This window comes from Enterobacter sp. BIDMC 29 (assembly GCF_019378755.1).
GTDB classification, from domain to species: domain Bacteria; phylum Pseudomonadota; class Gammaproteobacteria; order Enterobacterales; family Enterobacteriaceae; genus Enterobacter; species Enterobacter ludwigii.
Map to the genome: position 1 here is coordinate 2,101,024 of NZ_CP080000.1, position 18,191 is coordinate 2,119,214.

At 52.7% G+C, this 18,191-nt stretch carries 15 protein-coding genes; 8 read left to right on the forward strand and 7 right to left on the reverse strand.

Features of this window, described 5'->3' with window-relative positions; all coding sequences use genetic code 11:
* Window position 1: 1 nt before the first annotated feature.
* The 5 genes from JTA15_RS09500 to JTA15_RS09520 all read right to left on the reverse strand — a co-directional run bounded on the left by JTA15_RS09500 (window position 2) and on the right by JTA15_RS09520 (window position 8,218).
* Window positions 2-1,168, reverse strand: coding sequence for an acetyl-CoA carboxylase biotin carboxylase subunit family protein (locus JTA15_RS09500; protein WP_219373154.1), 1,167 nt, complete (start codon window positions 1,166-1,168; stop codon window positions 2-4).
* Window positions 1,165-2,325, reverse strand: a complete 1,161-nt coding sequence (locus tag JTA15_RS09505; RefSeq protein ID WP_219373155.1) for a DegT/DnrJ/EryC1/StrS aminotransferase family protein — start codon at window positions 2,323-2,325, stop codon at window positions 1,165-1,167. Before JTA15_RS09505 ends, JTA15_RS09500 begins: the two co-directional genes overlap by 4 nt.
* A 65-nt stretch (window positions 2,326-2,390) precedes the next feature.
* Window positions 2,391-5,741, reverse strand: a complete 3,351-nt coding sequence (locus tag JTA15_RS09510) for a methyltransferase regulatory domain-containing protein (protein ID WP_255580210.1) — start codon at window positions 5,739-5,741, stop codon at window positions 2,391-2,393.
* A 42-nt stretch (window positions 5,742-5,783) separates the two neighbouring features.
* Entirely contained in the window at window positions 5,784-7,178 is a 1,395-nt protein-coding gene (locus JTA15_RS09515) for a hypothetical protein (RefSeq protein WP_219373157.1), read from the reverse strand.
* A gap of 203 nt (window positions 7,179-7,381) precedes the next feature.
* Entirely contained in the window at window positions 7,382-8,218 is an 837-nt protein-coding gene (locus tag JTA15_RS09520) for a flagellin (protein ID WP_020883343.1), read from the reverse strand.
* A gap of 365 nt (window positions 8,219-8,583) precedes the next feature.
* Between JTA15_RS09520 and fliD the strand changes: the two genes are divergently transcribed.
* From fliD to amyA, 4 genes are all read left to right on the forward strand, one after another.
* Window positions 8,584-10,002: a flagellar filament capping protein FliD gene (gene fliD, locus JTA15_RS09525; RefSeq protein WP_044856850.1), complete on the forward strand. Its 1,419-nt coding sequence runs from the start codon at window positions 8,584-8,586 to the stop codon at window positions 10,000-10,002.
* 13 nt (window positions 10,003-10,015) lie between these two features.
* Entirely contained in the window at window positions 10,016-10,420 is a 405-nt protein-coding gene (gene fliS / locus JTA15_RS09530) for a flagellar export chaperone FliS (RefSeq protein ID WP_014170724.1), read from the forward strand.
* 5 nt (window positions 10,421-10,425) lie between these two features.
* A complete protein-coding gene (gene fliT / locus JTA15_RS09535; protein ID WP_014170725.1) occupies window positions 10,426-10,788 on the forward strand; it encodes a flagella biosynthesis regulatory protein FliT in 363 nt (120 codons plus the stop codon).
* Window positions 10,789-10,852: 64 nt separating this feature from the next.
* Window positions 10,853-12,340 (forward strand): alpha-amylase, encoded by a 1,488-nt coding sequence (gene amyA / locus JTA15_RS09540; RefSeq protein WP_020883341.1) that lies wholly within the window; start codon window positions 10,853-10,855, stop codon window positions 12,338-12,340.
* A 64-nt stretch (window positions 12,341-12,404) separates the two neighbouring features.
* Here amyA and yedD read toward each other — a convergent pair whose 3' ends face one another.
* Complete coding sequence (gene yedD / locus JTA15_RS09545; protein WP_219373158.1) at window positions 12,405-12,818, reverse strand: lipoprotein YedD; 414 nt, start codon at window positions 12,816-12,818, stop codon at window positions 12,405-12,407.
* A 74-nt stretch (window positions 12,819-12,892) separates the two neighbouring features.
* Entirely contained in the window at window positions 12,893-13,204 is a 312-nt protein-coding gene (gene fliE, locus JTA15_RS09550; RefSeq protein WP_014170728.1) for a flagellar hook-basal body complex protein FliE, read from the reverse strand.
* A gap of 228 nt (window positions 13,205-13,432) precedes the next feature.
* Here fliE and fliF point away from each other — a divergent pair, with 228 nt between their 5' ends.
* From fliF to fliI, 4 genes are read left to right on the forward strand one after another with little or no spacing between them, the layout of a single operon-like run.
* Entirely contained in the window at window positions 13,433-15,112 is a 1,680-nt protein-coding gene (fliF, locus tag JTA15_RS09555; protein WP_014170729.1) for a flagellar basal-body MS-ring/collar protein FliF, read from the forward strand.
* The gene (gene fliG / locus JTA15_RS09560) at window positions 15,105-16,103 is read left to right on the forward strand and encodes a flagellar motor switch protein FliG (protein ID WP_014170730.1); all 999 of its coding nucleotides are present in this window, start codon (window positions 15,105-15,107) and stop codon (window positions 16,101-16,103) included. Before fliF ends, fliG begins: the two co-directional genes overlap by 8 nt.
* Complete coding sequence (gene fliH, locus JTA15_RS09565; protein WP_032678466.1) at window positions 16,096-16,803, forward strand: flagellar assembly protein FliH; 708 nt, start codon at window positions 16,096-16,098, stop codon at window positions 16,801-16,803. The genes fliG and fliH overlap by 8 nt, the downstream gene beginning before the upstream one ends.
* Entirely contained in the window at window positions 16,803-18,173 is a 1,371-nt protein-coding gene (gene fliI / locus JTA15_RS09570; protein ID WP_032678467.1) for a flagellar protein export ATPase FliI, read from the forward strand. Before fliH ends, fliI begins: the two co-directional genes overlap by 1 nt.
* The last annotated feature ends 18 nt before the right edge of the window (window positions 18,174-18,191 follow it).

Below are 18,191 nucleotides of genomic sequence, written 5' to 3' on the forward strand. Positions count from 1 at the left end.
CTTACAAAGAAGAAAAAGAAAAATAGTTTTTAAGCTGAGGCGTGTGGCTTGCCATGGCGTCAAGATCGGTAAACTCAGCAAAAATTAACCCTGCCCGATCCCCTGGCGCAGGGCCGATTTCATCGCCGGGTTGTTTAAGCGGTATCGCCTGAAGGATGTTGGCTGGCAGAGGCGCACAGTTAAACCCGAAGAAAAGGCTTCGATGAGTTGAAGAGACCGTATGACGGGCAATATTGCGCCGACGTGCGGGACGCCGGTGCGCCAGGTGACTTGTCTGTCCAATGAAAGGCGCAACAAATTCACGGCAATAATCGACGCCCGTGGAAAGCTCAATCAATTTCGAATAGAGATCGCCCGGACAGCGGCGTGTCACTTCAATCAGCCAAAATTGCCGTTCGTCAGCAATAAGTTGAGTATGTAAGAGTCCATCGACAAGGCCTAAGTCGCTGACAATGGCCTGCATACATTCACTGATTTGATCACGCATCGACTCAGGCAGATTGACACTCAGACAGCTGCTGTTCACTTGCCACGGATAGACTGTGCAATATTCATCGACAAAAAATTCGCACGTGATTTCCCCCCCACGAATAAACGCCGAGTGACTATACAGCGCCCCCTGGCAGAACGTTTCAATGACACAATGTCCGCCCGCTGACGCAGCACGCGCGACGTTGACCGCCTCATCAAGCTCATCTGGCTGATGAATCAATGAGATCCCTTTTCCACTGTATGCGTCGACAGGTTTTACCAGCAGCGGGAAAGGCATCGTACGCGCCTCCTGCACGTTACTGGCAGCTTTTGGAATAGGATATCCCTTCTCGCTGGCCCATTTCCTGAAGCGGTCCTTGAGGAAAAGGAGATCGCTTACCTCGGGAGAATCGTAGCCGGGAAGGCCCAGCGCCTGCGCCACGCGGCAGCCAGAAAGATACGAAACGTCCGTCACACCAGGCGACAGCGCCGTGATTTTTTCCTTGCGGGCAATGGCCAGTACCGCCTCGCTGTCAGCGTAATTTTGCGCCCAGGTCGCATCGGCATATTTCATCCCTGCATCCTGGGCTTTACCGCTACAGGCAAGCGTTCGAAACCCTGCGGCTTTTATGGCCTGCTGTAATGGCAACGAGGCAAACCCTGCATCAAGGATCATCGCTGTAGGCATCATGCTCATACCGCAATCTCCGTGACTGGCGTCGGTTCGTTACCCTGCACCTGTCCTACCAGGGAAGCACGCTTCAGAGCATTCACGACCCGATCCTGTTCTTCCAGCGTCATTCCTGGATAAATCGGCAAGCACAGCACCTTTCCGGCGATATCATTCGCAACAGGCAGATGTTCTTCCGCCGAAGTAGGGAAACCTCTGTACATGGCAAATGAACTGATGAGCGGGTAGAAATAGCGACGCGTCAAAATGGCATCCGCTTTAAATAACTCATACACCCCATCACGACTCATCCCGAAATGCGGTTCGATGAGCACCGGGAAATAGGCGTGGTTCCAGCTCACATCGTCGGGTACGTCGACAAACGTTAATCCTTCCAGCCCGTCTAACATTTCACAGTAGCGTTGATAAATCGCCTTTCTTTCGTCCAGTGCTTTATCAATATGTTTAAGCTGCAGAAGACCGAATGCAGCTTCCACCTCATTCATTTTGGCGTTAATGCCAGGAGCCACGATGCGGGTTTCACCAGCAAAGCCAAAATTCTTAAGGTAATCGATGCGCTGTTTGGTTTTGAGATCGTGACTTATAATGGCCCCGCCCTCAAAGGTGTTAAAGACTTTGGTGGCATGGAAGCTGAGTACGGATAAATCACCGTGATTTAAAATGCTTATATCGTTTTTGCGGACATTAAATGCATGTGCTGCGTCATAAATAACCCGCAAACCGTACACATCTGCAATTTTCTGAATTTTATCGATGTCACAGGGAATCCCATAACAATGAACAGGCAAAATTGCGGTGGTGTTAGGCGTAATTAATTCTTCAATGCGATCCGGATTAATATTATAGGTTTGGGGATCGATATCAGCGAAGACCGGCGTTAATCCGTTCCACAATAAGCTATGCGAGGTCGCAACAAAGGAATACGGCGTGGTGATCACCTCGCCAGTCAGGCGCAACGCCTGAAATGCCGTCAGCAGCGCCAGCGTTCCGTTTGCAAAAAGCGAAAGGTGCTTTACACCCAGATATTCCGCCAGAGCCTGTTCCAGCTGCTGATGAAATGGTCCGCCGTTTGTCAGAGTTTTATTTTGCCAGATTTGCTCCAGATAAGGGATAAACTCTTCCAGAGGGGGCAAGAATGGACTGGTTACGTAAATTTTACTCATATCCTACCTCGGTAATGATACCGTTAAATTTTGCCCACATGGCCGGCTTAGTTAACCCTTGCGAGTCAGGAATGCTGTTCAGTGATGAGAAACGCATGCGGCTCTTCTCCCCGACAATAAATTCCCCACGCTTCACGCAGCGCCCGTTCAAAGTTTTCTGCAATATTAAAATCTGGCACGTGGTCTACGGGGATCCTGTCTCGCATCCCCAGTCGGATTTCAGCAAGTTCTGGAATACGTTGCCCCCAGGCGATTGCTCTGGAAATATAATCTTCCTCATCAATCGCAATAAACTGCTCCAGTCTATAAGAACGCATAATATCGACGCCCTGCTGACATGGTATGGTCGGGCCATTCATGGTGATTGTCGGGACGCCCATCCAGGCGCCATGATGCGTCGTCGTTCCACCGCTATAAGGGAATGCATCAAGTAAAATATCAATCTCATGGTGCATCGTGAGGTACTCATCCATTTCCACGAGTCCCCGGAAGAGCAATCTGTCGCGAGAAATTCCGCGCTGTTGCAGGCGTTTTGTCATGGCCGAAATCATTTCGGCATCAGTCATGTTACCGATTAACAGCCTGGCTTCAGGGTAACCCGTCAAAATAGATGCCCATGCATTCAGCACCTGATCGTTAATTTTTTTAGAGCGGTTAAAACTGGCAAAGGTAATATAACCGTTACGCAGCGCAGGTAATGGATTGATGTCCGGACTGAGAGGATGAGGTTCGAAACTCTTGCGTGTCGCAACGAACATCGCGTTTTCCACCAGCTGTTTTTCAAGCTCCTGAGACTGCGCCAGGCTCGCCGAAAGAAGTATATAGTCCATCTCTTTCAGACCCGTCGTGCCCGGATAACCTATCCATGTGATCTGAATCGGAGCCGGACGCAACGCGAAAACAGGCAATCGGTTGTAGGCTGTATGACCCGATAAATCGAACAGAATATCAATCCCGTCTTCAGCTATCAGTTTCGCCAGTTCAATATCGCTGATAGCATCAACCTGACGCCATAGCGTTGCGCTCTGGCGAAGGTGACAATACGTGTCATCTTCTTCAAGGAACAGGGTGCTATAGGCCACCAAATCATACTGTTCACGATTGATGGCATCCCAATAAGGCAGAAGAAAATTCGCCACCGGATGCTTACGCAAATCGCCTGAAACAAAGCCAAGTCGAAGCTTACGCTGAGGTTCTCTGGAATTATTGAGAACCAGTTTTACCCCGCTCTCTGTTGCCCAGGTTGCTGCGCGGCGGCCGTATTCAAGGTGCTTTTCCAGCAACGTCTCGGCCGTTACGCTAGCGTCGTGGCTCATTACAAACAGTAAGTTACTGAAGTAGCCGAAATTATAATTGCTAAGCTCTACGGCCTTTTCCATAAAATAGCGCGCTTCTGCCATTTTATGGTTGTCACTCAATACAATCCCGGTGAGCCCAAGTGAACTGGGCCCCGGGTGCTGGAAGCGCATAATCTCCCTGCAGCATTTTTCCGCTAATGCCATATCGCCATAGGCATGATGCAGCGATGCCAGACTTAGCCAGTAATCAATATTTTTATTATTCAGACGAAGCAAGGTGCGGACAATTTGCCGTGAACCGTAGAATTCACGCTTGCGCTGCAACACCGTGGCAAGATCATAATAGATATCAAGGCTCGAGAAATAATAGCCCATCAGTTTACAAAGCGACGCCAGCGCGTCATCCCAGGCGGAAGTCAGCACGCATGTTTTTGAATAGCAGCGAAGGACGTGAATATTGTCTGGATTTTTTTCCATTAACTCACGAGCATACTCGCGGGCTTCTTTAGAACGGCCTTTTTGGATAAGGCTGTTTGCGCGCTCGTAGATAGCGTCCACGTCCGGGTCGGCTAATACGGGTTCGGCATTGCTCTTGATCAGCATTCCGCCCTGCTGTTGATCGACACTAAGCAACAACAACAGAGAAAGTTGCGATTTCAGTACGTCGAGCATGCCTGCACGCAGAAAACACTGCAGTTGCTTTTTCCAGGCCTCAGGCGAGCCGGTTAGCAACCCTTTAATTTTCAATGAAGAGTAGAGTTCCCAGTTCGTCTGCCCGGCATGCCCCATTTCGAAGCGCAAATAATTCCACTCAGCAGGGGTCAATGAAACCCACTCTCCCCACAGGTTCATGATGCTTACATCGTTCGCAGGACACGCTGGTGGTAGCAACCCTACCGGTGCCAGGTCATCATTTTGCGAAGCGTTGTATGCCCCAGGGCTGGCACTCCAGAAAAATCCGTCAGCACAGGTCATAAACAGCGTTTTTAATGCTTCCCACACCGTCTCCTGATAATCCTCATGCGTTTCAGGAGCCCGGCAATTGAGCACAAGCTGTTCGAAACTTAAGGACATAGGCCAGGCATTGCCCAACAACTCCATGATCCTGATAATAATGGCATTGTCGGTACGCATGATCCGTCCATTATTATTTCTGAACACGCGGGGCGCTTTTGCAGAATCCAGTTCGATCGGCATAAAACTTCCGGCCCAGTGCAGGTTTCTCAGGAGGTTCAGATCCGGGTGAACCGGCGGCGAGAGGCGATTTAGGTGGCACAGCAAGGAAAAGCGTTCTTCGCGTTGAACGGCGTAATCAAGATATTGCTGCGACAAGGTTCTGCTTGCCCCGTCGCTGACGGCACCCAGTAACTGTTCGATTCTCGGACTATAGAAGCTTCCCAGTTCCGACTGTGGCAGCAAATCGCCCAGGAACTGCAGACCGGCGAGTTCAGCCTGCGCGTTAAAATCCCCAAGGGTGCATGCCCCGTCACTCGGGCTTAAATAGGCCAGAATGAGCGCGTTATCATCCATTTCTTCAGCGAGAAGGACTTCATTTTTCAGCGAACCCTCTTCCAGCGTGAGCAACATAAAGCTCAGCATGGCGCGGGCTGACGCCAGCAGGTCGCTGCCCTCTTCTGCGCGATCAAGATGGAACCGCAACGCTTCACCCAACGTTATGCGCGCTATGCTGCCAGGCAGTACTGACCACTTAATGGCGATAACGCCGTTGGCAGATAAATGCGCCTGGCACCATGTCAGCAACGCTTCCCGTTCGCTTTTTCCAAGAAAACCAAAGGTCTGATGAATAATGATGTAATCTAACTCACCCGGATCCGCGGCGAGCAAATCCCCTAATCCTGCAGCAAACAGTTCAACGTTATGACATCCCAGTTCGGCAGCAAACTTCTGCCCCTTCACGATCGCCTCTTCGTCAATATCGATACCCAGAGCGATACTCTCAGGATGCGCCCAGGCGTGCATAATCAGACGCGTTGCTGAACCACAGCCAATCTCCATGACACGGGCAAACGCAGGCAGTGGCGTGGTCAGATGATTAAGCACCGCAGCGGCATGAATGGTCTCGGGGCTGACCCGATAATAGGGGTACTGTGTCGTCACGTTTTTTCCAGATTCTGTTCTTACGGTCACAGGGCAAATGCTTCAGCGTTGATACGTGCGAATAAGCGACGATTTATATTCCTGGTATGGGCCTGTTGTGTTCCTTGTCACCCAACAGAACGCCTCCTCACCCGACTGGCTATCGAGTATTCCGCTACGCTCGGCACGCGCGATCGCCAGACGGTCTTCTGGCGAAAGCGTGTCCAGACAGGAAAAGAGTGCGACTTGCTCCAGACCAGGCGCATGATTGCCGCTGGCGAGGTTGGTATGGATGAACGGCACAACGCGGTCGAAATATCGTTGCGCTACGCCGCCGGGTTTTGCGTAAATAAAACCGGCAAAAACCTCTTCCCAGAAAGGTGAGGATTCGGTTTGCAGGAGCAACAGCGCCGTTTCTGGCTCACACCACGGCTTACGCACCAGCACATTAGGGTTAATGGCAATAATGGGAGTGTTAAACGCCTGCAGTGCGTGGTGCAGGAAAACGATGCGACGTGCAGCACGGACTACCGACATGTCCTCATTACGGGTTATTTGCTCATGGCTTGCAGAGAGGTTGAGCTCAGGTAGCTGTTCGCGAAGGGTCATCAGGCTATGTTTAACATCATCATTGCCGTTAATTAGATGCACGTGCACATCAAGGACGTCGCGATTGGTCTCATAGAGTGAATAGAGCATCGGCACAGCGTGCTCGAAATAATCCTCGCTGTCGCACGTGACTAGCACCGTTGTTTTGGCAGCTGTGCTTTTTGCGATCCAGTAATCGTAGGATTGATTTTCCACCGCGTGCTCGCTCACGTGAAGCGATCGAAAATCGATGTACGAATCGGGTATACCCCCCAGCCTGTAGATGCCGCAGGTAATCATCAACAGGGCCATAGGATCTTCGCCGATTAATGCAGCGTCTGCCGTCAGAGCCTGGATAACAACCATCGCCTGGTTGAAATCATTTTCCATTAAACAGATCAACAGCAGGATTTTCAGCACAGGTGCCGAATTGCTAACCAGCGAAAGGTTGTTGTTAATTAAAAATAACGCTGAGCTGATTTCATTGACGCGGAACAGGAGCTGAATGGCGGCGACAAGATAGTGAATGTTGTCATCGGCTTTTAACGCCGACACAATATATTCTGTCAGTTGGGTACTCATCTCGGCAGAAAGAGTTTGTTTTTCGCCAATGACGGACTCATCCAGTGCGGTGTTTGCCAGCACGATGGCACATAGCATGTCTTTTAAAGCCGTATCCTTTTCAGCATCCAGCCCCGTTTCGGCCACACGAATCATGGGTTCGAGCGCAGTGAAATTAGTGCTTTTAAAACTGAAAATTTCGGCCGTGATGTTGGCGGGCATAACATCGGCTTCTGGCAGATCAATGAATCGGGTAAACACATTCCGATAAAACTGACGCATAGCCCGGCTACGTGCGAATTCACTCATCTTATAACTCTTCGGTAAACTGTCGTCAGACGACCGGAAAAGGAGATTTTAGACAGAGTAACACTGTGTTTCGGGGGGTGATGGCGGGAAAACGCTGCTAAATGCAGCCTTATTTTACAGATTACGATCCGGTGATTTTACGGAAAAATAGTGAAAAAAAAGGCTGCTGTTTCCAGCAACCTTTTTTAAAGATAGTGCGTCTATTAACGCAGCAGGGACAGCATCGCCTGTGGAACCTGGTTTGCCTGAGACAGCACGGAAGTACCAGCCTGCTGCAGGATCTGCGCGCGGGACATGTTAGATACTTCAGTTGCGTAGTCAGCATCCTGGATACGAGACTGAGCAGCAGACAGGTTAGTGATAGAGTTGTTCAGGTTGTTAATGGTAGATTCGAAACGGTTCTGAATCGCACCCATGTTAGAACGAGCGGTATCAATTTTAGAGATAGCGTTGTCAGCTGCAGTGATGAAAGCTTTAGCAGTGCTGTTATCGGTGATAGTACCGGTCAGGCCAGTGTCGAGGCTGGTAGCTTTAGCATCAATCAGTGCGCCAGTGGTGATAGCGATGCTATCAGTTGCACCAGTACCTGCGCCAACCTGGATGTTCAGAGAAGCAGTCTGGCTACCGTCCAGCAGTTTTTTGCCGTTGAAGTTAGCAGCGCCAGCGATACGGTCGATTTCACCCAGACGCTGAGTAATTTCAGTGCTGATTGAGGTGTAGTCAGTGGTACCGTTAGTATCGTTCGCAGCCTGAACAGCCAGCTCACGGATACGCTGTAAGTTGGAGTTGATCTCGTTCAGGTTACCTTCAGCGGTCTGAACCAGAGAGATACCGTCGTTGGCGTTACGAGCAGCCTGAGTCATCCCTTTAATCTGAGAGTTCATACGGTTTGCAATCGCCTGACCCGCAGCATCATCTTTAGAGCTGTTGATACGCAGACCAGAAGACAGACGCTCAATAGCGGTGCCCAGAGAAGACTGAGATTTGTTCAGGTTGTTCTGAGTGGTCAGGGACAACAGGTTAGTATTGATAACTGACATAATTTTAATTCCTTCAAAAATGGTTTCTAGGGTCGGTGCCTAACACTCACGGCGTCTCTCACCGTCAACAAGGTTATCGACGCTCGAACAGCAGACTTTAGAAAATATCGAAGAAAATATTTAATTGATTGTTTTATAAAGATTTATTTTACACTAAAGCGGCTGCAGAGTGCATGGTGAATAAAAGATTAACGCAAAAAATCACCGTCTTATTCTCTTCGGTATATTTCTTCGTCATGCACCCTGTTGATTTGAAACGCGTCATTTAGGTCGCTTATTCAGCGATATATTTTTTAAGCTTGCCGTAAACTTTTCGTCGAACGGGCCGATAAACGACTGAAACATCCATTAAGAAGGAACACTACATGGCGACTATCAGTAATCTCGGGGTGGGCATGCCCGGCCTGTCAGATCTGTACGATAAGCTGCAGGCAGCAGAAGAAACAAAATTGACGGCTATTGCCAAGCAAAAAACCACCTACGACGCGCAGATTACCGGTTACGGCAAATTACAAAGCGCCCTGACGAATCTGCAAACCGCAGCTGCTAAGCTCGCAAAAACAGATACGTGGAACTCAACCTCCATTAGCAGCACCAATACTGCATTTTCGGCTATCAGCACCTCCGGCGCTAACGTTGGTGATGTGACAGTCAACGTGAGCAAGATTGCTAAAGGCCAGGTGCTGACAACCACGCCAGGCACTATCGACAGCAATACTAAGCAGTTAGGTGGCACCACGGGCACCAACAGCCGAACCATTACCATTACCCAGGCAGGCGCTGACAGTAAACCACTGACGGTAACCCTGGCCGATGGCGATACCTCCCTGAACGGGATCGCTAAAGCCATTAATGCTGCCAACGGCGGTGTCTCGGCAAGTGTGGTGAAAGCGGATGATGGCGACTATCGTCTGATGCTGACCTCCAAAACCACCGGTACCGATTCTGATATGACGGTAACAGTGACCGGCGACGATACGCTGAAAGGCATCATTGGCAGTGGCGCACTTACCGAACAGGTGAAATCACAAAATGCCGTCGTTAACGTCAACGGTATTCAGATTGTCCGCCAGACCAATACCATCACTGACGCCATTCCAGGGGTAACATTAACCCTGAAAGCACAGAGCACGGCCGATGAAACCCTGACCGTAACCCGCTCTACAGACGATAACAAAAAAGCCATTACAGAATGGGTAACTGCCTATAACTCTCTGCAGTCCACCATTGCCTCATTGACGAAATATGAGCCACCTGCGGTGGGTGCAACCGCCCAGTCTTCGAATAACGGCGTACTGATGGGTGACAGTACTATCCGCGGAGTACAATCCGATCTGCGTGCTTTATTGACCAATGTACAGAGCGGTTCCTATGCCATTATGGCCCAACTTGGCATCACACAGGACCCGGTCAAAGGCGCGGACGGCGCGGTTGGCAACCTGAAAATTGATGATAAGAAATTAACCAAGATCCTCACGGATGACCCGGCTGGCGTTCAGGCCTATTTTGTCGGGGATGGTAAAACCACCGGTTTCGCCACCCAGATGAACAATACGCTGACTGACATGCTGAGCACCTCTGTAGGTAAAGAAGGCGTCATTCAGAATGCGAAGGACGGCATTAACGCCACGCTCAAATCCATCGGTAAACGTTATGACGCGATGGAGTTGACGATTGAAGCCACGATGGCGCGCTATAAAAAGCAATTTAACGATTTAGATAAGCTGGTCACAAAATTCAATGGCACGGCCACTTATTTGACCCAACAGTTCAGCAGTAAGTAAGAAAGGAAACGATATGTATAGCAAATCTGGTGTACAAGCCTATCAGCAGGTAGGTCTTGAATCTGCTGTCTTGAGTGCCAGCCCGCACCAGTTGGTTGTCATGTTGTTCGACGGTATCCATAGCGCGCTTATCCGGGCGCGCCTTTTCCTTGAGCAAGGGGACATCCCGGCAAAAGGAGAGGCCCTGTCTAAGGCCATTAATATTATCGAAAATGGCCTTAAGGCTGGGTTAAATATGGATGTGGGAGGAGAACTCCCCCGCAACCTTTCTGCGCTTTATGACTATATGGTACGCCGTTTGTTACATGCCAATCTGCGCAATGACATCGAAGCTATTACCGAAGTCGAGGCTCTGCTGCTCAATATTTCCGACGCCTGGAAGCAAATCGGCCCGGGTTATACTCCCAAGCAGGATTAACTTTAATGAACGACTCCAGCTTATCCCTTAAAAAGTGGCATGCTCTTTATGCGCTTAGCAATACAATGCTGAGCCTTGCTCAATCCGGGAAATGGGATGAGCTCATCGAACAGGAGGTTGCATACGTTTCGCTGGTTGAAGAGATCAGCACGACTCCTTTTCCACCCGACAGCAAACACATCCAGGATCAGGCGATGGTGATACTGAATCAGGTGCTGCAGAATGAACTCCTCCTCAAGGATTTGTTGCAGGAAAGAATGAGTGAGTTGAGCGGTCTTATTGCCCAAACCAACAAGCAAAAAAACGTTAACGTTACCTACGGGAAGTTGTCAGGCAACATATTATTTCCCGGAGAGATGAATCATTAATTCACATTAGCGATTCTTGATCCATACTCCAGAAGTCTGCCAAACGGCTTCTGGAGCACGGACGATGAAAAACCCCACCCTGTTACAATGTTTTCACTGGTATTACCCTGCGGGCGGTGAATTGTGGCGAGAGGTCACGGCGTTAGCCCCCAATCTTAACGAAATCGGCATCAATATGATCTGGTTGCCGCCAGCCTGTAAAGGCGCATCCGGCGGGTACTCGGTCGGATACGACACTTACGATCTTTTCGACCTCGGTGAGTTTGACCAGAAAGGCAGCGTCGCCACCAAGTACGGTGACAAAGCTCAGCTGCTGGAGGCTATCGACGCACTCAAAAGTAATGAGATCGCCGTCCTCCTTGACGTGGTGGTTAACCACAAAATGGGCGCAGACGAGAAAGAACCCGTCCGCGTTCAGCGCGTCAACGAACAGGATCGCACGCAGATCGACGATGAGATCATTGAGTGTGAAGCCTGGACACGCTACACCTTCCCTGCCCGTGCCGGGCAATATTCGCAGTTTATCTGGGATTACAAATGCTTCAGCGGCGTCGACCATATTGAAAACCCCGATGAAGACGGCATTTTTAAAATCGTCAACGACTACACCGGTGAAGGCTGGAACGACCAGGTTGATGATGAGATGGGTAATTTTGATTACCTGATGGGCGAAAACATTGATTTTCGCAACCATGCCGTCACCGAGGAAATCAAGTACTGGGCCCGCTGGGTCATGGAACAAACTGGCTGTGACGGTTTTCGTCTGGACGCCGTCAAACACATTCCCGCCTGGTTTTATAAGGAGTGGATTGAGCACGTTCAGGAAGTCGCAACGCAACCGTTGTTTATCGTGGCGGAATACTGGTCCCACGAAGTGGATAAACTGCAGGCCTATATTGACCAGGTCGATGGCAAGACGATGCTGTTCGATGCCCCCCTGCAGATGAAATTCCACGAAGCATCGCGCCAGGGTCGGGAATACGACATGAGCCAAATCTTTACCGGCACCCTGGTCGAAGCCGATCCGTTCCATGCAGTAACTCTGGTTGCCAACCATGACACTCAGCCTTTGCAGGCACTGGAAGCGCCGGTTGAAGCGTGGTTTAAACCGCTGGCCTATGCCCTGATCCTGCTGCGTGAAAACGGAGTGCCCAGCGTCTTTTATCCGGATTTATTCGGTGCCAGCTATGACGATACGGGCGGTGACGGCGAAACCTACCATATTGATATGCCGGTCATCGAGCAGCTTCACGAGCTGATCCTCGCCCGCCAGCGTTTTGCCCACGGCGTGCAGACGCTGTTCTTCGATCACCCAAACTGTATCGCCTTCAGTCGCAGCGGCACCGAAGACGATCCTGGCTGTGTGGTGGTGATGTCGAATGGCGATGACGGCGAGAAAGTGATTTGTCTGGGTGAAAACTACGGCAACAAAACGTGGCGTGATTTTCTCGGCAATCGCGAAGAAACGGTCACCACCGCGGCGGATGGCGAAGGCACCTTTACCTGCAAAGGTGGAAGCGTCAGCGTGTGGGTGATTGAGGATGCGTTGTAGTTGTAAAAGCATCTGACGTGAATTGAATGCCGGGTCAGGCGAAGCTGCCACCCGGCAACATGCACTACGGAAGTTTACTCTCCAGCGGATTTTTGCTCAGATAATCTGCGCACTCTACCGTCGGGCGATCGACCTTCTGTAGCTCCATACCATCATACTCAAGAACAGAGCCATCGCGCTCCAGCGGATAAATATCCAGCTTGCGGGTGACGTTATAATAACTGTCTGAACGCAGCATGATTTTACCCGGTACAGCGATCACGCGCTGCCACTGACGGCAGTCCAGCGTATCGCCCTCCTCCGTCACCACCAGCGTGGCAATCGCCTCTGAGCTCACCATTTTGCTCTGCGGCCCTTTTGACTGCCAGTACCCTGCCAGATGCGCCGGGACGGGGTGTTTGATCACTTCCTGATAGTTATCCACCTGAACGCACCCGGTCAGTGCCAGCAGCGCGCCAGCAATTGCTATTTTTTTCATCATCTTTCCTGCATTCGAAGAAAAAAATATTGTGGCATTAAAGCGCTTGGGCTGCCAGCGAAGATCGACGGGGCTTAAACCTGCATCCCCATCACTTCCTGATAAGCAGACACAAGCTTATTACGCACCTGAATCCCCATCTGCAGGGAAACCGAGGCTTTTTGCAAATCGGTCATCACATCATTCAGTGCCACGCCCGGCTCGCCGAGGGTGAACTTCTCCGCCTGTGTACGTGCGGCGGTCTGGGTATCGCTGATACGGTCAAGCGCGGCGTGCAGTTGTCCTGCAAAACTGATGCTCGGTTGTTCTGCCACATTCTGATTACGGGCCGTCATCGCCGTTGCCTGCAACTGACTGATCACCCCTTCAATACCCTGTATAGCCATGACTCTCCCCTGAATGGTTTTTTACGGGGTCAAGACTAACAGCTTGTCAATAAGATAATGGCGGTAAATAGCGTGAAAAAACCAGGTTATTTGACGCATAGAAAATCCTGAATCATCAAATAATGGCAGGGCCATCAATATGGAACTTTTGTCGTGTTTGCCGACCCGGGAGTCAGTTTTGTTTCTCTACACGAATAACGTAAACCACCAGGATTTAAGAGGTGCGCAATGAGTGCAACAGCATCGACAGCGCCACAAAATAAATCACTCGAGTGGATGAACCGCCTTCGCGCGAATCCTAAAATCCCGTTGATCGTGGCAGGCGCTGCCGCAATTGCGATCCTTGTAGCGATGGTCTTGTGGGCGAAAAGCCCTGATTACCGCACGCTTTACAGTAACCTTTCCGATCAGGATGGCGGTGCCATCGTCACCCAGCTTACCCAGATGAACATCCCTTATCGCTTTGCGGATAACGGCGGTGCGCTGGAGGTACCGGCTGATAAGGTGCACGAACTTCGTCTGCGCCTGGCGCAACAGGGACTGCCAAAGGGCGGTGCGGTAGGTTTTGAACTGCTGGATCAGGAAAAATTCGGTATCAGCCAGTTCAGCGAGCAGGTGAACTACCAGCGTGCGCTGGAAGGTGAGCTGGCCCGTACGATTGAAACATTGGGTCCGGTGAAGAGTGCCCGTGTGCACCTGGCCATGCCTAAGCCCTCCCTGTTTGTCCGCGAGCAGAAATCCCCGTCGGCCTCCGTCACCGTTAACCTCCAGCCTGGCCGTGCAATGGATGAAGGACAAATCAGCGCGGTGACCCATCTGGTCTCCAGCGCCGTTGCCGGTCTCCCGCCGGGTAACGTGACGCTGGTTGATCAAAGTGGTCATCTGCTGACCCAGTCCAATACCGCAGGCCGCGATCTGAATGACGCGCAGCTGAAATATGCCGCGGATGTGGAAGGTCGCGTGCAGCGTCGCATCGAAGCCATCCTTGGCCCGGTCGTCGGTAACAGCAACGTGCATGCACAGGTTACCGCGCAGATTGACTTCTCTAATAAAGAACAGACCGAAGAGCAATACAGCCCGAATGGCAACCCGGCTCAGGCGGTAATGCGCTCTCGTCAGGTCAATGAAAACGAACAGGTTGGCGGCGCATACCCAGGCGGTGTGCCAGGCGCATTGTCTAACCAGCCAGCACCGGCTAACGCGGCGCCAATCTCAACGCCACCGGCTAATCAGCAGAACGGTCAGCAAACGAATCAGCAGACCACATCAACAGCCAGCACCGCCGGTCCGCGTACCAGCAGTCGTAACGAAACCACCAACTACGAAGTGGACCGTACTATCCGCCACACCAAACTGAACGTGGGCGATGTACAGCGTCTGTCGGTTGCGGTGGTGGTGAACTACAAGACACTGGCGGATGGCAAGCCGTTGCCGTTGACCGCCGAGCAGATGAAACAGATTGAAGACCTGACCCGTGAAGCGATGGGTTACTCCGAGAAGCGCGGCGACACGCTCAACGTGGTGAACTCACCGTTCAACTCGGTTGAAGAGTCAGGTGGCGAACTGCCGTTCTGGCAACAGCAGGCGTTTATCGATCAGCTGCTGTCCGCAGGTCGCTGGCTGCTGGTTCTGATTGTCGCGTGGCTGCTGTGGCGTAAGGGCATTCGTCCTCAGCTCCAGCGTCGTGCTGAAGCTGAAAAAGCGGCGCGCGAACAGGTCAGTACCCGTCAGGAAGTGGAAGATGCGGTTGAAGTTCGCCTCAGCAAAGACGAACAGATGCAGCAACGCCGTGCTAACCAGCGTATGGGCGCCGAGGTCATGAGCCAGCGCATTCGCGAAATGTCAGATAACGATCCGCGCGTCGTGGCGCTGGTCATCCGCCAGTGGATGGGTAACGAACATGAGTAACACGCTTTCAGGCACCGATAAAAGCGTCATCCTGCTGATGACCATTGGCGAAGACCGTGCGGCCGAGGTGTTCAAACACCTCTCGCAGCGCGAAGTACAGATTCTCAGTGCGGCAATGGCAAACGTACGCCAGATCTCTAACAAACAGCTGACGGAAGTGCTGTCTGAATTTGAGCAGGAAGCCGAACAGTTTGCCGCGCTCAACGTCAACGCCAACGACTATCTGCGCTCCGTGCTGGTCAAGGCGCTGGGCGAAGAGCGTGCTGCCAGCCTGCTGGAAGACATTCTGGAAACGCGCGATACCGCCAGCGGTATCGAGACGCTCAACTTTATGGAGCCGCAGAGTGCCGCCGACCTTATCCGCGACGAGCACCCGCAGATTATCGCCACCATTCTTGTCCACCTCAAACGTGGCCAGGCGGCTGATATTCTGGCGTTGTTCGAAGAGCGCCTGCGTCACGATGTGATGCTGCGTATCGCGACCTTCGGTGGTGTCCAGCCAGCCGCGCTGGCGGAGCTGACCGAAGTGCTGAACAACCTGCTCGATGGCCAGAACCTCAAGCGCAGCAAAATGGGCGGCGTGAGAACGGCGGCAGAGATCATCAACCTGATGAAAACGCAGCAGGAAGAAGCGGTCATTACCGCCGTTCGCGAATTCGACGGCGAGCTGGCACAGAAAATTATCGACGAGATGTTCCTGTTCGAAAACCTGGTCGAAGTGGACGATCGCAGCATCCAGCGCCTCCTCCAGGAAGTGGACTCCGAGTCGCTGCTTATCGCCCTCAAAGGTGCCGAGCAGCCGCTGCGCGAGAAGTTCCTGCGCAACATGTCTCAGCGTGCGGCAGATATCCTGCGCGACGACCTTGCCAACCGTGGCCCGGTCCGTCTGTCTCAGGTGGAAAACGAACAGAAAGCCATCCTGCTTATCGTTCGTCGTCTGGCGGAAACCGGCGAGATGGTGATTGGCAGCGGAGACGACACCTATGTCTAATGAACTGCCGTGGAAGCGCTGGACGCCCGACGATCTGGCGCCTCCCCTGTCAGAGTTCACACCCGCCGTGCTGTCGCCCGAAGAGGGCGACCCGGATGTCGAGCAGCCTGAGCTGAGCGAAGAAGAGCAGCGCGCGCAGATGCTGGCCCAGCTGCAGATGCAGGCCCATGAGCAGGGCTACACGGCTGGCCTGAACGAAGGACGCCAGAAAGGCCACGATCAGGGGTATCAGGAAGGTCTGGCCAAAGGGTTAGAACACGGCATTGAACAGGCGCGCCAGCAACAGGCTCCACTTCACGCCCGTATGCAGCAGCTGGTCAGCGAGTTTCAGCACACGCTGGATGCGCTGGACAGCGTCATTGCCTCAAGGCTGATGCAGATGGCGCTGGAAGCCGCCCGTCAGGTAATCGGCCACGCGCCGGCGGTGGACAACACCGCGCTGATTAAACAAATTCAGGGTCTGCTTCAGCAGGAGCCACTGTTCAGTGGGAAACCGCAGCTGCGCGTTCATCCGGACGACCTCCAGCGCGTGGAAGAGAGTCTGGGCGCCACGCTGAGCCTGCACGGCTGGCGTCTGCGCGGCGACCCGTCGCTGCATCACGGAGGCTGCAAGGTCTCTGCCGATGAAGGTGACCTGGATGCCAGCGTTGCGACCCGCTGGCAGGAACTGTGCCGCCTGGCAGCACCGGGAGTCGTCTGATGACTGCACGCCTCACCCGCTGGCTCAACACGCTCGATAATTTTGAAGCGAAGATGACGCAGCTGCCGTCCGTTCGCCGTTACGGACGACTCACGCGTGCCACCGGCCTGGTGCTGGAAGCTACTGGCCTGCAGCTTCCGCTGGGAGCTACCTGCGTGATTGAGCGTCAGGATGGACAAGAGACGCGTGAAGTTGAGAGCGAAGTCGTCGGTTTTAACGGCCAACGCCTGTTCCTGATGCCCCTTGAAGAAGTTGAAGGCATTCTGCCCGGTGCACGCGTGTATGCGAAAAACATCAGCGGCGATGGACTGCAAAGTGGGAAACAGCTCCCGCTTGGCCCTGCCCTGCTTGGCCGCGTTCTGGACGGAAGCGGTAAACCGCTAGACGGCCTGCCCTCGCCGGATACCACCGAAACCGGTGCGCTGATCACCCAGCCGTTTAACCCCCTTCAGCGTACCGCCATCGAACATGTCCTCGACACCGGCGTGCGCCCGATTAACGCCCTGCTGACCGTAGGCCGCGGGCAGCGTATGGGCCTGTTTGCCGGCTCAGGGGTGGGCAAATCCGTCCTGCTTGGCATGATGGCACGCTACACCCAGGCCGATGTTATCGTCGTGGGTCTGATCGGTGAACGTGGTCGCGAAGTAAAAGATTTTATTGAAAACATTCTCGGTGCAGAAGGCCGTGCCCGCTCGGTGGTCATCGCCGCACCGGCGGATGTCTCACCGTTACTGCGTATGCAGGGTGCTGCGTATGCCACCCGTATCGCGGAAGATTTCCGTGACCGCGGCCAGCACGTGCTGCTGATTATGGACTCCCTGACCCGCTATGCGATGGCGCAGCGTGAAATCGCTCTCGCCATCGGAGAACCTCCGGCGACCAAAGGTTATCCGCCTTCGGTCTTTGCCAAGCTCCCGGCGCTGGTCGAACGTGCAGGAAACGGCATCAGCGGCGGCGGCTCAATCACCGCTTTTTATACAGTTCTGACCGAAGGCGATGACCAGCAGGACCCGATCGCCGACTCCGCGCGTGCGATCCTCGACGGTCATATTGTGTTATCGCGCCGTCTGGCCGAAGCCGGCCACTACCCGGCAATTGATATCGAAGCATCAATCAGCCGTGCAATGACGGCATTGATCACAGAGAAGCACTACGCCCGCGTGCGTAACTTCAAACAACTCCTCTCCAGCTTCCAGCGCAACCGCGATCTGGTGAGCGTGGGGGCGTATGCCAAAGGCAGCGACCCGATGCTCGACAAAGCGATTAGCCTGTGGCCGCAGCTGGAGGCGTTTTTGCAACAAGGTATTTTTGAACGCGCCGACTGGGAAGACTCACTCCAGGCACTGGAGCTGATTTTCCCGCAGGTGTAACACAGGTGGAGGGCGAAG

Bases quoted from the DNA above. Each gene is read 5' to 3' on its own strand.
- JTA15_RS09500 (WP_219373154.1), bottom strand. From the start codon at position 1,168: ATGAGCATGATGCCTACAGCGATGATCCTTGATGCAGGGTTTGCCTCG.
- JTA15_RS09505 (WP_219373155.1), bottom strand. From the start codon at position 2,325: ATGAGTAAAATTTACGTAACCAGTCCATTCTTGCCCCCTCTGGAAGAG.
- JTA15_RS09515 (WP_219373157.1), bottom strand. From the start codon at position 7,178: ATGAGTGAATTCGCACGTAGCCGGGCTATGCGTCAGTTTTATCGGAAT.
- JTA15_RS09520 (WP_020883343.1), bottom strand. From the start codon at position 8,218: ATGTCAGTTATCAATACTAACCTGTTGTCCCTGACCACTCAGAACAAC.
- fliD (WP_044856850.1), top strand. From the start codon at position 8,584: ATGGCGACTATCAGTAATCTCGGGGTGGGCATGCCCGGCCTGTCAGAT.
- fliS (WP_014170724.1), top strand. From the start codon at position 10,016: ATGTATAGCAAATCTGGTGTACAAGCCTATCAGCAGGTAGGTCTTGAA.
- fliT (WP_014170725.1), top strand. From the start codon at position 10,426: ATGAACGACTCCAGCTTATCCCTTAAAAAGTGGCATGCTCTTTATGCG.
- amyA (WP_020883341.1), top strand. From the start codon at position 10,853: ATGAAAAACCCCACCCTGTTACAATGTTTTCACTGGTATTACCCTGCG.
- yedD (WP_219373158.1), bottom strand. From the start codon at position 12,818: ATGAAAAAAATAGCAATTGCTGGCGCGCTGCTGGCACTGACCGGGTGC.
- fliE (WP_014170728.1), bottom strand. From the start codon at position 13,204: ATGGCTATACAGGGTATTGAAGGGGTGATCAGTCAGTTGCAGGCAACG.
- fliF (WP_014170729.1), top strand. From the start codon at position 13,433: ATGAGTGCAACAGCATCGACAGCGCCACAAAATAAATCACTCGAGTGG.
- fliG (WP_014170730.1), top strand. From the start codon at position 15,105: ATGAGTAACACGCTTTCAGGCACCGATAAAAGCGTCATCCTGCTGATG.
- fliH (WP_032678466.1), top strand. From the start codon at position 16,096: ATGTCTAATGAACTGCCGTGGAAGCGCTGGACGCCCGACGATCTGGCG.
- fliI (WP_032678467.1), top strand. From the start codon at position 16,803: ATGACTGCACGCCTCACCCGCTGGCTCAACACGCTCGATAATTTTGAA.